17 protein-coding genes are annotated in these 15,599 nt (G+C 48.6%); 6 read left to right on the top strand and 11 right to left on the bottom strand.

The genetic code is table 11. The features are described from left to right. Window positions 1–128: 128 nt before the first annotated feature. Window positions 129–695, top strand: coding sequence for a thiamine phosphate synthase (locus QUF61_RS11095; protein WP_289681717.1), 567 nt, complete (start codon window positions 129–131; stop codon window positions 693–695). 127 nt (window positions 696–822) lie between these two features. Here QUF61_RS11095 and QUF61_RS11100 read toward each other — a convergent pair whose 3' ends face one another. The 10 genes from QUF61_RS11100 to QUF61_RS11145 all read right to left on the bottom strand — a co-directional run bounded on the left by QUF61_RS11100 (window position 823) and on the right by QUF61_RS11145 (window position 7,241). Then, complete coding sequence (locus QUF61_RS11100; protein ID WP_289681718.1) at window positions 823–1,206, bottom strand: hydrogenase maturation nickel metallochaperone HypA/HybF; 384 nt, start codon at window positions 1,204–1,206, stop codon at window positions 823–825. Beyond that, entirely contained in the window at window positions 1,169–1,405 is a 237-nt protein-coding gene (locus QUF61_RS11105; RefSeq protein ID WP_103920222.1) for a HypC/HybG/HupF family hydrogenase formation chaperone, read from the bottom strand. The genes QUF61_RS11100 and QUF61_RS11105 overlap by 38 nt, the downstream gene beginning before the upstream one ends. 130 nt (window positions 1,406–1,535) lie before the next feature. After that, a complete protein-coding gene (locus QUF61_RS11110) occupies window positions 1,536–3,236 on the bottom strand; it encodes a GMC family oxidoreductase (RefSeq protein WP_289681720.1) in 1,701 nt (566 codons plus the stop codon). Further along, window positions 3,233–3,787 carry a gluconate 2-dehydrogenase subunit 3 family protein gene (locus QUF61_RS11115; RefSeq protein WP_289681721.1) on the bottom strand — a complete coding sequence of 185 codons (555 nt, stop codon included), beginning with the start codon at window positions 3,785–3,787 and terminating at the stop codon, window positions 3,233–3,235. The genes QUF61_RS11110 and QUF61_RS11115 overlap by 4 nt, the downstream gene beginning before the upstream one ends. A 79-nt stretch (window positions 3,788–3,866) precedes the next feature. Beyond that, the gene (locus tag QUF61_RS11120; RefSeq protein ID WP_289681722.1) at window positions 3,867–4,313 is read right to left on the bottom strand and encodes a thioredoxin family protein; all 447 of its coding nucleotides are present in this window, start codon (window positions 4,311–4,313) and stop codon (window positions 3,867–3,869) included. Window positions 4,314–4,379: 66 nt separating this feature from the next. Then, window positions 4,380–4,940 (bottom strand): hypothetical protein, encoded by a 561-nt coding sequence (locus tag QUF61_RS11125; RefSeq protein ID WP_103920226.1) that lies wholly within the window; start codon window positions 4,938–4,940, stop codon window positions 4,380–4,382. A gap of 118 nt (window positions 4,941–5,058) precedes the next feature. Continuing rightward, complete coding sequence (locus QUF61_RS11130) at window positions 5,059–5,481, bottom strand: type II toxin-antitoxin system VapC family toxin (protein ID WP_103920227.1); 423 nt, start codon at window positions 5,479–5,481, stop codon at window positions 5,059–5,061. Beyond that, window positions 5,481–5,723: a type II toxin-antitoxin system Phd/YefM family antitoxin gene (locus QUF61_RS11135; protein WP_289681723.1), complete on the bottom strand. Its 243-nt coding sequence runs from the start codon at window positions 5,721–5,723 to the stop codon at window positions 5,481–5,483. Before QUF61_RS11135 ends, QUF61_RS11130 begins: the two co-directional genes overlap by 1 nt. A gap of 202 nt (window positions 5,724–5,925) precedes the next feature. After that, window positions 5,926–6,135, bottom strand: coding sequence for a hypothetical protein (locus QUF61_RS11140; RefSeq protein ID WP_289681724.1), 210 nt, complete (start codon window positions 6,133–6,135; stop codon window positions 5,926–5,928). Further along, complete coding sequence (locus QUF61_RS11145; RefSeq protein ID WP_289681725.1) at window positions 6,102–7,241, bottom strand: ATP-binding protein; 1,140 nt, start codon at window positions 7,239–7,241, stop codon at window positions 6,102–6,104. Before QUF61_RS11145 ends, QUF61_RS11140 begins: the two co-directional genes overlap by 34 nt. Before the next feature lie 184 nt (window positions 7,242–7,425). Between QUF61_RS11145 and QUF61_RS11150 the strand changes: the two genes are divergently transcribed. From QUF61_RS11150 to QUF61_RS11170, 5 genes are all read left to right on the top strand, one after another. Then, entirely contained in the window at window positions 7,426–11,046 is a 3,621-nt protein-coding gene (locus QUF61_RS11150) for a two-component regulator propeller domain-containing protein (RefSeq protein ID WP_289681727.1), read from the top strand. A gap of 329 nt (window positions 11,047–11,375) precedes the next feature. After that, the gene (locus QUF61_RS11155) at window positions 11,376–11,660 is read left to right on the top strand and encodes a hypothetical protein (RefSeq protein ID WP_103921795.1); all 285 of its coding nucleotides are present in this window, start codon (window positions 11,376–11,378) and stop codon (window positions 11,658–11,660) included. Continuing rightward, the gene (locus QUF61_RS11160; protein ID WP_103921796.1) at window positions 11,647–12,072 is read left to right on the top strand and encodes a type II toxin-antitoxin system VapC family toxin; all 426 of its coding nucleotides are present in this window, start codon (window positions 11,647–11,649) and stop codon (window positions 12,070–12,072) included. Before QUF61_RS11155 ends, QUF61_RS11160 begins: the two co-directional genes overlap by 14 nt. Window positions 12,073–12,123: 51 nt before the next feature. After that, a complete protein-coding gene (locus QUF61_RS11165) occupies window positions 12,124–13,068 on the top strand; it encodes a tetratricopeptide repeat protein (RefSeq protein ID WP_289681729.1) in 945 nt (314 codons plus the stop codon). Window positions 13,069–13,159: 91 nt separating this feature from the next. Further along, complete coding sequence (locus QUF61_RS11170) at window positions 13,160–14,305, top strand: sensor histidine kinase (RefSeq protein WP_289681731.1); 1,146 nt, start codon at window positions 13,160–13,162, stop codon at window positions 14,303–14,305. Window positions 14,306–14,309: 4 nt separating this feature from the next. Here QUF61_RS11170 and QUF61_RS11175 read toward each other — a convergent pair whose 3' ends face one another. Continuing rightward, complete coding sequence (locus QUF61_RS11175) at window positions 14,310–15,254, bottom strand: energy transducer TonB (protein WP_289681732.1); 945 nt, start codon at window positions 15,252–15,254, stop codon at window positions 14,310–14,312. Between the last annotated feature and the right edge of the window lie 345 nt (window positions 15,255–15,599).

Genomic DNA, 15,599 nt, shown 5'->3' on the forward strand with positions numbered 1-15,599 from the left:
TCTCCATTTTCTGCGTTGTGAAAACAGTTACATAGCTTGCTATGCGCCTGTTTTCACGCCTTGAAAATGAATAAAAATCCTGCGCCCAGTTTCTGCATTTATTTCATCCTCACTCCTAAGGAGTCTTTATGAGGTCATTACTACCCAGTCACTACATGATTACCGGCAAATTCACCGATCTCGGAGATTTCCGGTACAAGCTGGAACAAGCATTACAAGCAGGCCCCAAGGTGGTGCAGTTACGCTGCAAGGGCATGGCTGATGAGGAGTACCGCGAAGTTACTCGTCTTGCTGAAACAATTTGTGCCCATTTTGAAATGCCGTTGCTGCTGGTAACAACACCTGATTTATTTACAAAAACCAAGGCAGACGGCCTGCACTTGAGCAGTGATAAACTTGATGGTTTCAAAAAGCGCCCGATTGCTGAAGATAAACTGCTTTCGGTTTCCTGCCACAGCCAGGAGGATCTAAAACGCGCAGACCAGCTTGGCGCGGATATTCTGCTGCTCTCTCCTGTTAAACCCACTGCCAGCCACCCCGAACTTGCAGGACTGGGCTGGCAGGGTTTCAGTGAAATGACGGCGGGATTACCGCAAGCCACTTATGGCCTGGGCGGGATGAAACCTGAAGACCTTGATGACGCTTTGGCTGCGGGTGCGCGCGGCATTGCTGCCACTGCTGGTTTTTGGTCATGACAATCATCAAAATAACAGGAACTTAAATTTGCCGCTGAATGTGCAAAAAAACGTAAAAATTTTCTGTGCATTTCTGCATTGCTTACGTTGCTTTGTAAATTCGGTAAATCGTTTTTGGACAGCTTCTTTAAGAATCATCCACATCAAGTTCCACCCGTTCCAGCAACAACTCATCACCAGAAATCAAAGTGGTATGCCAATCACCACAAGCGCCGCAAATCAATTTATTGATACGGGCATCAGTTTCTGCCCCACAGGTGCTGCACCGTACCCGTAATGGGCCTTCAGTGATTTTAAGCAAGGCATCCTGAGCGGACGTACCTGCGCTGGCAATGGGAAAAGCATCTGCCAGCAAGGCAGGCACAACCCCGGATAACGGCCCCATTTGCAGATGTACAACCGCAATTGTTGCCTGCTGATGTGCTCTGGAAATAGTTTCAAGTTGCTGTATCAGCGCCTGACAAATCGCCAGTTCATGCATTACCGGCTTCCCGCGCCAGCATTTCGTCATAAATTTCCCAGGCAGTACGCGCTTCCTGCGGGGTGACTTTCTGGATGGCATAACCCACATGCACCACCACAAAATCACCTGCCTGGATGTCTTCATGTTGCAGCATGAATAAACTGACATCACGCTCTATGCCCTTAGCTTCACAACGGGCGCTATAGTCTTCAATGGTTTTGACTTGCATGGGGATGCCCAGACACATGCTTGATACTCCTATATCGAACTCATGTTATTTATTTTATTTCTCCCGCAAAGATAAAAAGCCAGAAACCAAAAACCTCTGCACTTTTGCGCCTCTGCGGGAACCCCATTTTAGTTGAATAAAGCACTTTCTAAGCATATTTTTTCCACCCACCAAGTTGCGCCACAATCTTATCCGCCACCCGGAACGCATTGGCGTAAATCGTCCAGGTATAAGGCACGCTGCCGCCGGTGGGCATAAAACTGCCATCAGACACATACAAATTGTCCACCTCATGCGCGCGGCAATCGGCATTCAGCACCGAGGTTTTTGGGTCATCACCAAAACGACAGCCACCGGCGATAAGATTGGTCGGTGGTGATCCAGAAGCAAATGCCAGCACATCTTCCGCCCCCATTTTTTTCAAAACTTCCGCAGATTTATTCGCCAGATACCAGCCCACTTGCAGATTACGCACATGAAACCCCGTGCGCACTTTGGCAACCGGGCGCTGCCACTTATCTTTAAGCGTCTTATCCAGACTGACAAAACAATCATCAATTGGCAGCCAGTCACAAAATGCCTCAACCTTGATGGAACGGCCTTCGCTGAAATAAGATTTTAATTGCTGTTGCAGCGGTTTACCCCAGATTAAACCCTGACGATTGCGCAGTTGCCGGGTGGCGCGCGCCACAGGATTGGGGTGTAGATGTACAAAATCAATAGTACCACCTTTTTGTGCAGGGCCAAAATCCGGGTCATCAATCACATACCAATCCTGCAAGGCGCGGTTAATAAAGGCACCGGGGTATTGTTTCAGGGCAGTGGCTTTCTGTGCATCAAATCTGGCATAGTTAAACCGCCCGGAACCTGCGCCGCCACCAGCAAATAACAAGTTTTTACCAACCAGGCCATTGCTATTGGCTAAACCCTGCGGGTATTTTTCCCCGGTAGATAGTAATAATAAACGTGCGCTTTCTATCGCCTGACAAGCCAGTACATAAATTTTAGCATTGACGTGCTGGGTTTGTTCCTGCGCATCCAGATATTCTACATGCGTAATGCGTCCCTTGGCATCACTGCGCAGGCGCGTGACATTGGCATGAGGGCGCACTTCACAGCGTCCGGTCGCCACTGCACGATTTAACAAAGCGGCACGGGCGCTACCCTTGGCACCGGTGGCACAACCATAAGCCCCACAAAAACCATTATAACTGCAACTCTCCCGCCCCATCGCCGGTTTGGACAAAATCGCGCGCGCCATCGGCAAACTGTGATAACCCAGTTCCGTGCAGGCTTCATCAATATAAGTCGCAAACGGATGTTCCGCCGTCGGTGGATAAGGATAATCCTTAGTACTACGCGGCTCAGAATGCGGATGTTTCACCACCCGTCCAGAAACCCCGACTTCATGCTCAACCTTGGTGTAATACGGCTCCAAGTCCTCATAACTAATCGGCCAATCTGCGACATTTGCGCCTTTGATCGGGCCAAAACGTGATTTCAACTGAAAATCCAGCGGTTTCAGGCGATGAAAAAAACCACTCATAAAATTACTGGAACCACCGACACAATTGCCGTTCCAGAAACTGTCACTGGAACGATACGTGGAATGGCTGTACCAGTTGCCGTCATCATCTTCTTTTTCAATCACATGCGGCTCATCTTTTAATGATGCGGTATAGGTTTCCCGCAGACAGCAAGCCAATTCATCCTTATAAAAATCCTGTTCATTAAACCAGGGGCCTTTTTCCAGCACCAGCACCGAATAACCCGCTTGTGCCAGCGTCAAAGCCACCGGCCCGCCCCCTGCGCCGCTGCCAATTACGCACACATCAAAATCCGTATTCATAATAAAAAATACCTTTTGTCAGTGGGTGGACGCGGGAAACCATGTTCATGCCCCACCCAGGCCCAGCCGATACCGCGAGGATTGCCGCCATACACCGGATCGGTTAACAAGGCTTCCATCAAATAATTCAGCACTGTGCGCAACCACTGTGCGCCGGTTTTATCCTGCTCCATGTGACGCAGCACCTGTTCGCGCTGACTTTCGTTTAATTCAGTAAAAGCCTTTTGCTGTTGTTGTCGGCTTATGTCCGCAACTTGCAGCACTCCATCACGGATAAAATTCCTATCCTCAGGAGTTTGTTCCGGCTGGCTTAACACATTTTGCAAATAAACCAGGGCGTTCAAATCATCCGCGCCGGGGGTATCGGGCTGTGCGGGAAATAAATGCTCCTGCACCGCAGCCAGCGTTTGCCACTGACCGGCAGATAAACCCGCAACATCAGAAAAATGATTAGGCGCGGCATTGAGCGGAACTGTCGGCAATAAACCCGCTACCGCCAACCCGCCACTGCCTTGCAAAAACAAACGCCGGTTGAATGATTTTTTGAGCATGATACATAACCTTAAAATGAGCTTGAACGCTCCCCCCACCTTGCAGGCGGGGGTCAGGGGGCGGCAATCTATAGCCTTATTACCGATGCGCCTGAGGTGCTGGATTCTGCGCCACGGCTTCCAGCGTCCAATACATAAACTGCGGCTTAATATAACCCTTTTTCTTTAATAGCTCCGTACCCTGAGCATTAAAAATCACCGTGCCGGGAAAGCCATAATGCGCGTACTGTACCGCCAAAGCGGGATCGGTTTCATTGTGAATGCGCACCGGCAGATAATATTGTTTGATGCTGGCAAGCACTTCGGGGTCTTGGTAGGTGGTGGCATCCATTTTTTTACAAAACGCGCACCAGTCCGCGCTTAAATCCAATAAAACCAGCTTATTCTCAGCCTTGGCTTGCGCAAACACCGCGTCCGACCACTTGTGCCAGTTAATCGCCGTTGTCTGCGTCTCTGCAAAACTGTTCACACTATAAAACAGCAGCCAGCAAGCCAGCAGCCAAGTCCCGTTTAGATTATTTTTCATTTTGTACCCTCAGACGCTGTTGTGGAAAGTAATCAAGACCGTTACGGCATGGGAAATCTTTCGAGTTTAGCCTGTTGATTCCGCTTTCAACATAAAATTAACCGTATGCTCGCTCATATACCCCGTCAAAAACTGCAAGCGTTCCATCTCGGCCTGCAACGGCTTCTTAAAAGCCAGCCAGCCGCGCACCCCTGTCCGGGGCGCAATAATACGCTCGCTTAAACGGGGTCGTCCTTTATCCTCAAAGAACTGGCTCTGACTCACACCGTCATAGCTGTAATTTTCCGTATCAAACATAATCCACTGACCAACGCGGCAGGAAAGCGTTGTCTGCACCTGATTGCGGTACTCAACATTGGCATACACCATCCACTGATTCTTGATTTTTTCCTCAAAAATCTCATGGACGCATATCTCATAATCCCCCACCCTGAGCCATTGCCCTAATTGATGGGTATAAGTCACCAAAGGCCGCAGCTTATCCTGCTCGGCGGCAGGTATTTTTTGCACCTGATTTTCCAAGATAAAATGATTATGACAATGCTCGCAGTCAAGGCTGTTGACATTGCCTGCAACTCGTATTGCAGCCCCGCAGGTCGGGCAGGATAGTGTGACCAGATTTGCCATAAGTCGTCCCTTGTTGATTAGCTATTTTCTCGTTCCCAGCGTTCCGGTGGGAATGCATAGCTAGCCGCTCCAGCGGCATGGTTGAACTTGGTGCTGGAGCACCCAAGTAGGCATTTTTTTACGTACTTACGAGCAAGCCCAATTTTTTTGCCGCTTCAGCCATGCCTTTGTCCAAGGTAAACAAGGTTTCACACGCATGATTTTGCATGATAGCCAGATGCAGCGCATCACCCGCCCGCAGACCACTTTCAAAATCCTGAATGAATTGCGCTGCGAGGTGAAAGTCTGATGCGCCAGGAACGAGTAAACGACAAGATTCTTTCAGTAATTGCTCGAAAGCGATTAATAGCTGTTTCGCCATGTGTGGTTCCAGTTCGCGCATACGCACGCGTCGGGCAGTCAGGCTGTAAAATTCGGTTTTAGTCCATAGACTCAAAGCCAGTTGTTCCGGCGGAATAAGCGCCAGCGCAGCAGCCACTTTATCTGATGTCGCCTCATTAATAAATAATGGTGCAATGAAACTGGTATCAATATAAAACATTAATAACGGCTTTCTTCTCGCAAGCTTTGCAGCAGGCTGACTGAGTCATTTTTGGCTTTTGGTTGGGCATTGCGTAAAGTCTCCAATTCAGTGAACGGAAAAGGTTTGATGGTTTTGCTGATTCCCGCTAATTTAGCCACAGGACGACCGTGCCGCGTGATAATAATCTCTTCCCCGACTTCTGCCTGATTTAATAATTCACTCAGATGCGTTTTGGCTTCCGCAAGGCTGATGGTGCGCATGAGACCTCCATAAAATTAGTCATTTCTTTGGTCATTTTAGATATTAGCATGAAAGGCACAAGATAGCTTCGGGTTATGAATGCAGATGCCGTTGTTCAAGATTGTCTGCTTATCCAGCGTAGCTTGTTACGTCCGGTGTTTGTCAACATAGTTGTCCCGTTAGTGGATGATTGATGATATGCGCGCAAGCGGGAATCATGGCTTAGCGATAATCTTCCGCCATCTGCTGAATCTCTGCCAGAATTTCCTGCACCGGTTCTGCCAGTTCCGGTGGCTGACGCATGGCATCGGGGTGTTGGCTGAGGCTTAGGAAAGCGTAATACAGGGGTTTGAAACGGGCTTTGAGGTCGATTTCCGTGTCCTGGAAATGGGCTGCTACTAGCGGGTATTGTTGTTTGGCGAGCAGTAGCATGAGGTAACGGGCAATGTCGTCTGGCCATTTTTCATAGGCTTTTTCATCATAAATAAACCCCTTGGTGGCTTCTGCTGCCTGGGTAAAATTATCATTCCAGGCTTCCACACAGGCATGCTGTGCGCTTGCGCCAGATGAAGCAACAAAGGCAAAGCAAATGCCAGTTCAGCCTCGTCCAGGGTTTTCTTGAGACGGCTGTAATAATGTTCAAAGTATTGACTATGACGGGTATTGGTGATGTCGGCGAATACCGTATCAACATCGGCTTTGCGCAAGCCTTTTAGTTCCTTATCGTGATAACGGTCAATCAAACCTTGCGCGGCTAATTGCACATGAAACGGCACCAGCCATGCCAGTTTATCCAGTAGATGTTCTGTTGTGGCGGGGCTGCATATAACCTTCTCATGCAGAAACAGGCGTTGCAGCAGGTCTGTTGCTTCATTATCTTGTAACGGCGGCACTTCCACGATATTAATATCGTTGATTTCCTTGCTGGCATCGAGTTTTTCCGCAATGCTTTGCAGGCCGATGGAACCGGTATAAATAAACTGCACCTTGCCGCATTGCTGGCGCAATTCCCGGTTTAGTTGCAGAAACTGCTCGGCTTCACCATTGCCGTGTTCGCGGCGCAGATTTTCCACGGTCTGGGGAAATTCATCCAGCATTAATACCAGACGTTGCCCGTCAAGGGTTTCCAGGTTTTGCAGTTGCTGTTTGAGTTCACTGAAAAAGGCCACGCCTTTGCTGTCGCCGCTGCGCAATTCGAGTTTGACCCCGGCAAGCTCGATTTTTTCCAATCGTTGCCAAAGCGTATTTAAACGGCTGAGCGATTTATCCGCCAAGCCCTGCATTGTGCGCAGGCTTTCCAGCAAACGCTTAAAATAAACGCCCAGTGTTTCCACTGATTCCACTGTGAGATACTGAAAACAATAGCCTGCGCGGGGGTTGTCTGCAAGGTGCTGCATAATGGCAGTTTTACCCACGCGGCGCGGAGCAGCAATATAGACATGACTGCCACTGCCCAGGCGGCGGTAGATTTTATTAATAACGTTGTCACGTGGGTAAAAATTGCTCCCTCTGGGAACCTGACCGACGATATTTTGCATAATTCAATTGTTTGTTTTTGACTTCAAGTAATAGAAATTTTAATCATACCTGAAATTTAGCCTGCTATTCGCTTAAAAATTATGTGTGAAATCATAATTCGATTCTATACTTTATAGACAGGCGTTAGACAAAAACTTCTTTTTTGTGCTTTAGACGCAACAGAAAAAGTACAGGAGAAAGCACATGAACCGGCATCCTGCTTTTGCTATCAGCAAGCTATTATTATGGCTTTTTCTGAGCCTGCAAACCTGCATGGCGCTGGAGTTGGAGCCTGCTGCGCCTGTGCTGGAAGCGGGTGCGTCCATCACCTTATCGGTTTCTGCCGCCACCGGTGATGTCACCTGGAGCGTGATTAAAGGCACGCTTCAGGCTGCCGGTCTGCAAGCAGTGTATACCGCACCACAGCAAGCCGGGGTGGATGCAGTTACGATTATTGATCAAGCGGGAGCAGTTGCGGCGTTTAAGATTACGGTGCTGGCGGCACAAAGCCTGGAACAAAGTTTTGCCCCGGAAAATGCGCTGTGGCAGGTTTTTACCCATCGTGGCGAAGTCACGGCGGTTTTGTTATCACCGGATCGGCAGACCTTGTGGGTGGGTACGCAAGGCGGTCTGGAACAACGCGATGCCAGCAGTGGAGCTTTGTTGCAGTTATATAGCAATACCGGTGTGTTGCCGGATAATACCCTCCATGCTTTGCATATGCGCGAGCAGACCTTATGGGTGGCAACGGCTAAGGGGCTGGCAAGGCGTGATGGCAGCGGTGTCTGGCAGGTGTTTAACACAGATAACAGTGATTTACCCGATAATGACGTTTATGCAGTGCTGCATGACGGTATAGACTTGTGGGTCGGTACGTGGGCGGGTTTATCGCGTCTGGATGAGAACGGGCGCGGCGAAGTTTATACCAACAGCAATAGCGGATTAGCGGGTAATCATGTGTTATCTCTGGCTGAAGATGGTCAGCAGGGGTTATGGGTTGGTCTGCACAGCGCGGGTTTGGCGCATCGGGATAATAACGGCAACTGGTCGGCTTATACCGAGGATGACAGCCCTTTGCCCTCTAATATCATTAACAGTCTGTCTTTTTATGACGGGGTGTTGTGGATAGGCTCAGAATATGGCCTGGGTCGCCTGAATAACGCAACTGAGTGGCTGCATTATACCCAAAACAACAGCCCGTTGGATGAAAACGCCAATATCAAAGCCGTACACAGCGACCATACCGGGCTGTGGCTGGCGATGAATGGCAGCGGCATTGGGCATTTAAGCCCGGACACTAGCTGGCAGGTTTTTACGAAAGACAACAGCATCCTGCCCAGTAATTTTAACAAGGCCATAGTCAGCAATGGTGAGGGTTTAAGCTGGGTTGGCAGTGCGCTGGGGCTGGTGCAGTTAGACCATGCTGGCGCTGGCAGGGTTTATGACGAAGGCTTGCAGGCGTTGCCGCATAATACCGTTAAAGCCTTATACAGCGATGACGCCGGTTTGTGGATAGGCAGCAGCCTGGGTTTGGCGCAGCTCAGCGCGGAGGCTGGCTGGCAGTTGTACCAACGCACGGATGATGGCACGGGTTTGCCGCATAATTCAGTCAGCGTGTTATTAGGTGATGGTGAGGATGGGTTGTGGATAGGTACGCACGGCAGCAACAGTGGTTTGGCGCGGTTGCATACTGATGGCAGTTGGTCTTATTACAACGAAAGCAACGGCATTTTGCCTCATGATTATGTCAATGCCCTGCACCGTGAGGGCAGTGACTTGTGGATAGGCACTAATGGCGGCTTGGTGTTATTACGCGCTGATGGTAGTTTTCAACACTATAATCCTGACAACAGCGACTTACCCCACGCCGATATTCAAGCCTTAAGCGGTGATGGCGCAGGTGGTTTGTGGATAGGCACGGATGGTGGTTTGGCGCACAGGGATGTGCAGCAACAATGGCAAACCTACAGCAAAGCAGACAGTGATTTACCCAGCGACAGCATTTATGCCTTGTATCGGGAAAGTGAAGGCCGCTTGTGGATAGGCACGGCGTATGGTTTTGTCGGTCTGGATGCGGATGGCAGTTGGAGCAATGACCTGATTCCCAAAACCTGGATTCGGCACATCATCGCTGATGGTAACGGCGGTTTGTGGATTGCAACGAATCACGGCCTGTTGCGGCGTGATGCCAAAGGCGCATGGACACAATACCACAGCGCCAACAGCGGTTTGCCGCGTAATGATTTGCGTACCGTGCATAGAGATAATAACGGCGTGGTGTGGGCTGGCGGTTGGGAAAGCGGGCTGGCGCGGCTGGATTTTGGTGAAAAACCCGGTTTGGCGGGATTGATTCAGGATGACAACCAACGCAGTCAATTATTAACCACAAAACGTGCAGCAATTTTAATCCATCCTCGCGGGCAAAGCAGTGGTTATAACCAGGCGCAGGCGGTGGATTTTATGGCGGCTTATGCCTATCACAGCCTGCGCGCCCGGGGTTATGACAATAATGAAATTTATCTGCTGTCGCACAAACCCGATTTGGATGTCAACCAGGACGCGCAGGCAGATTATTTCGCCGTAGACGGCCCCGTAACCCTGGCAGATTTTCGCGCAGGCACAGCAGCGCGTGATTTGACTTTGGACGATATTAATACAGCCTTATCATGGGCCACTGAGCAAGGCACGCTGGAACAACCGCTGCTGCTGATTTTTATTGATCACGGCATCCCCAACGGCCTGTTATTAGACCCGCTGGGTGCGCAAATCCTGGATGGTGCAACCTTTGACGCGCTACTGGATGATTATCAGCAAAATACAAATAATGCCGTGACTGTGGTGCTGGAAGCCTGTCACACCGGTACTTTGCTCAGTCAATTAGCTGCCGATAAACGCCTGATAATCAGCAGCACGGGAGAAGGTCTGGCTTATTATGATGACCTGGGGCGCAGTGCTTTTCTAAAATTGTATCTGGATCAACTGCGCCAGGGCGAAAGTTTTTATCAATCGCTGGATAGCGTGAATTTACGCCTGCGCCAGCAAATCATACCCCTCAATCAGCAACAAGCCCGGTTGCAAGACCCGGAGCAGGGCGCAATGGCGCGTCGCCTGTGTCTCAATGGCTGCTGGGGCGGCTTGCCGGGACTGCTGACGCTGACGGTAACACCACCACCTGCCGTAGTAGAGCCGGGGCAAAGCCTGGATTTGCAGGTGCAGACCCACATCGCTGGGGGTAATGTACAGCAGGTCTGGGCGGCTATCCAAACCCCGGAAATCACCAACCAGCGCACGGAACAGGGTTATGCCCGTCAAGCCATGCCAACAGGGTATTTGCGCCGCGAAGCGCAAAATGTGTGGCGACAGGAGTTTGATGATTTTAATACCAGCGGTGATTATGTCATCCGCGTCAAAGCCCAGGACAACAGCGGTTTTATCAGCGAAGCCCTGCCCGTGACCATCACCGTCAGCGGCGAATCAACGCTGCAACAAGCGCAGTTTGACATACACACAAACCGCCTGTCCCTGCCTGCTTTAAGTTTTCCGTTAGATAGCAGCGGCGTGGTGCTGTATCAGGTGGATTTATATGTCAGCAGCTTCGAGCCTTTGTATCTCAGCCCGGACATGGCATCGCTGCAAGCCACTGCGCAAAATATCAATGCCGCTTATGCCAATTTTAACCCGCAAAGCTGGGGTATACACATCCCGATACTGGAAGTGGCAGACGCAACAGGCATAATCAGCCGTTTCAGCGTGGATTTGGCTTATGTTGCCGGTTCAGAACCGTTGCAATTTCACGTATCATCGTTGCATCCGTTTGAGCAGTAATGCAATTTTTAAAGGCATCCAATCCTTTTAGGGTAGATTGAAATGACAATTTTTAAAGGCATCCAATCCTTTTAGGGTAGATTGAAATGAAAAAGCAATTACAAGCCATTCTACCTCGTTCCCAACGTCTTCGTTGGGAACGCCTGCCCTGGAAGCTCTGCTTCCAGTACGTCAAGCAGAGCTTGGCGGACAGGCATTACCAAATAGTGATTTCACCGTGTACCATAATGCCTCAAAACAGGTGTTTCACAATATCTTTTTTGACTGAAAAAATATGACCGATTGTGCTTATTAAACAACTTGAAGCCAAGGAAGAACAAGGAAAAACTATGACACTTTTACAAACAATTCAACAACATGTAGAGAATTTTCCACCTGAAAAACAAGCGGAAGTGCTTGATTTTGTATTATTCGTAGAACAAAGATTACAAACTTGTTCAAAAGCATCTGTGAAAACACAAGAAAATGAGCTTATCAATCAGGATAAATTTCAACCCGCAATTGCCTTACAAAATTCTGGGCTGATGGGTTGCGCAGACGGTGCGGTGGATTTATCGGAAAATTATAAGGAATACCTTGGGCGTTATTGGGCAGAAAAACATGATCATTGCTGATACTGGTTTTTGGGTTGCCTTTGCTAACCAAAAAGATAAGCACCACCAAGCTGCGACCACACAAATGCAAAACCTGCTTGCACGCCGGGAATATTTGATAACAACTTGTGCTGTGATGACGGAAACCTGTCATTTGCTACTACGTGGTCTGGGGCAAAATGCACAGCAGCGTTTCATGGAAGATTACCGTTTAGGTGGTTTTCGGGTATTTGAATTACGCGAAGCTCATGCGGCGAGAATTACCGAACTCATGGATAAATATGGCGACTTACCGATGGATTTGGCTGATGCCTCATTGGTGATATTGGCTGAAGAATTGGGTCATGGACGAATTTTATCTACTGACCGGCGGGATTTTCAGACTTATCGCTGGAAGAACAGACATCCGTTTGAGAATTTGTTACTGGATTAGAGACGTATAAATATTTTAAAGGCCATTTTTTATTTTAAACAAGGAACACCCATGCGCAAAATACTTGTTTTGACCCTTTGCCTGTTGCTGAGTTGCGCAGTGCAAGCCGCTGAACTTTCCCGCGAGCAATTTATGGATCAATTCCTCAGCGCCGTGCAAGCTAAGGACGCGGAAAAAATCAGCCAACTGCTGCAAGAAAATCCCGCCACTGCCCGCAAAATCCAGCGGGCTTTGCAAGCGGTGGAAGGCGAGGCGGAAAACGCGCAACAGGCGCGGGCTTTGGGTGGTTTGCTGGGAGAACTGCTGGGGGCATCGGCGCAAAGCGGGGACAATGCCGCCGGTAGTGATATTGCCGAACTGCAACGTTTGCACCGGGAAGCTGAACAAGCCTGGAATCACAGCGATTACCCCACCGCCCTGGAAAAATGGGAACAAGGCTTGAAACTGGCGCGGCAACTCAAAAATCGGCAAGCTATCAGTGCTTTCATCGGTAATCTTGGTGCAGTGTACGATGACCTCGGCCAATACGCCAAAGCGCTGGAATATTATGAACAGGCGCTGGCTATCCACCGCGAAATCGGCGACCGCGCAGGGGAAGGCGGGGATTTGAACAACATCACCGTGCTGCATGAAACCCAGGGCGATTATTCCAAAGCCAGGGACAGCTACCAGCAAGCTCTGACCCTGTTCAGCAAAACCGGCGAGCCGGAAAATCTGTGGATGGTGTGGAAAAACCTTTACGAAGTCATGGAAAAACTCAACAACCCCAATGCCGCGATTTTCTACGGTAAACAGGCAATCAACACCATCCAGCGCCTGCGTACCCATGTCGCCAGGCTGGATGATAAAACGCTGAGTCAGTCCTTTCTAAAAGACAAAAAACATGTTTATGAGGAGCTGGCGGATTTGCTCATGTCTCAGGGGCGTTTGTTTTTAGCACCGCAGCGGGAAGATTTGCAAAAGCGTTTACTGGCCTATCAGCAAACGCAGAATTGAAAAAATCTGGTAACTATTCAATTTCCTGAACAGTTACAAAATCTGATTAAAGAATCCGTAAAGAATCCGTAAAGAATCTGGGGTGATTGAAATGAAAAAGCAATTACAAGCCATTGTTGAAGCGCGACTGTTTCAAAATTTCATTATCGGTGTCATCTTGTTTTCCACCCTGATACTGGGGCTGGAAACTTATCCAGACATACCTGAAAACTACAGCTTCTTGCTGCAAAATCTGGAGTATCTGATTTTGGGTATTTTTGTGATTGAACAGGTGCTACGCATCGGCGCGCACGGGGCGCGTCCCTGGTTGTATTTTAAAAGCCCGTGGAACGGGTTTGATTTTATGATTGTTGTGGTGTGTTTCCTGCCTAATGCGCAGTTTGTCGCGGTGCTGCGGTTAATGCGTATTTTACGCATATTACGTTTGCTGGCGATTTTGCATGAAGCGGAATTAGAACATCACCATCATCAGGAACTCACGCAGGCTTACCAGAAACTTGAACAAAATCATGCCGAACTCAACACGCTGAATCAACAACTGGTACAGCTTAATCAGGATAAAAATGAATTTCTCGGTATTGCCGCGCACGACTTAAAAAATCCACTTTCCGCCATCAAAGGTTTGGCTGAAGAAATTGAAGAAGCTTATGATGATATGAGCCGTGAGGAGGTGGTGGAATATGCGGGGAAAATTACCGAAGCCTCACAGAAAATGTTTGGCCTGATTACCAATTTGCTGGATGTCAACGCCATTGAATCTGGCAACATGCAGCTTAATCTGGAAACAGCCGATATACTGCCGGTGGTGCAGGAACGGGCTGAACATTACGCGCAGCGCGCCAAAGCCAAGGGCATCAAGGTACAATTTTCCGCCGATGAAGCGCATTATTCCACGTTAATTGATGTCAACAGCACCCATCAGGTGCTGGATAATCTGGTATCTAATGCGGTTAAATATTCGCCGCATAATAAACAGATCGAAGTCAAACTCTGCCACCACCAGGAAAAAGTCCGCTGTGAAATACACGATCAGGGGCCGGGTTTAAGCCTGGAAGATCAGCAGAAATTATTTGGCAAGTTCAGCCGCCTCAGCGCCAAACCCACTGGCGGTGAACACTCTACGGGGCTGGGTTTGTTTATTGTTAAAAAACTGGTGGAGACTATGCACGGACAAGTCTGGTGCGAGAGTGAATCAGGCAAAGGCGCAAATTTTATTATTGAGTTTCCAAAAGCTTAAAAGCTTAATGACTGGAAAAGCCGCCATAAATATCAAATTTCCAGGTACTGATAATATGTAATATGCCATTTGCGCCAATTTCTTTTTTAATGGCGCGGGTCAGGGGTTGGTAGGGAGAGGCCATGCGCGCAATTTCTACTGCTGCATCATCTAACACGGTTGATTTGGAACCTTCAAGAATTTCAATTTTATGAATCGTGCCATTGGGATTAATTGCCAAATCTATCATGATGGAGCCGCTGATGCGGTTTTTTAAGGCCATTTCAGGGAAGTGCTGTTCACCGAGTTCTTCAATCTTGAGTCGCCAGACATGCATGTAACGCGCATAATGCGAGGCTTTAGCGCGTGCTGCGGTAATGTATTTATGGGGTGGGCGATTTTTGTGTTTACGATACTCGCTGTCTAAATCTGCCTGGATGCTGGCGATTTCTTTTTGAAATTTGATAATGAGTTCAGTTTGATTAATGCCGGTGGTGGGCGGGGTGGTTTGCAAATCCTGCCCCGGCGTTTCCTGCGGTTGTTTGACATCTTCTTTTGGTGTTACCAGGGCAATTTTATCTTCTGCCTGCTCTGCGGTGAGTTGCTCTAATACAGGGGGTGCTGATTGTGCCGCCAGTTGTGGTTGGCTTGCGGCGCTGGTCATTTCCGGGGTTGGTGCGGGAAATTCTGCGCGGGTTGGCGTGGTGGCACGTTCTTCCTGTTGTTCGTTGCCGCCGCCATCGAGATTGGCTTGTGCCAGATATTTGGCATCTTCCGGTGCCTTTTTACTCTGGCTTTGCACCAGAATAATATCCATGCGGGTATTCATGCGCTGATTGTTTTGCTCCAGGTTAAAACCGATGCCAAACAATAAAAACAAGTGTATCAGCAACGCAAAAAACAAGGCCACCACAAGGTGCTCAGTGGCATTGTCAACGCTGGGAAGAATTGTGATTGCAGATGCACCCATAAATACAGCTCTTAAAACCAATAAACAAATCTGAGCATGGACGAAATTATTTAAAAGAAGCTTACGCCGAACTCATTAGATTAAACCGGCTATCTTACAATACTCTAAACGCAAACGCACATCCTCATGTTTTTAATCTGAATACAATATCAGATTTTTTAAGAAAAAATCGTGAATCCTTATAAAGACTATTTGCAATAGAATTTTACAGAAAAATTAATAAGGAGTGAGGATAAAATAAATACAGAAACTGGGCGCAGGATTTTTATTCATTTTCAAGGCGTGAAAACAGGCGCATAGCAAGCTATGTAACTGTTTTCGGAACGCAGAAAATGGAGAAAAAGA

This window comes from Candidatus Venteria ishoeyi (assembly GCF_030378065.1).
Lineage (GTDB): Bacteria > Pseudomonadota > Gammaproteobacteria > Beggiatoales > Beggiatoaceae > Venteria > Venteria ishoeyi.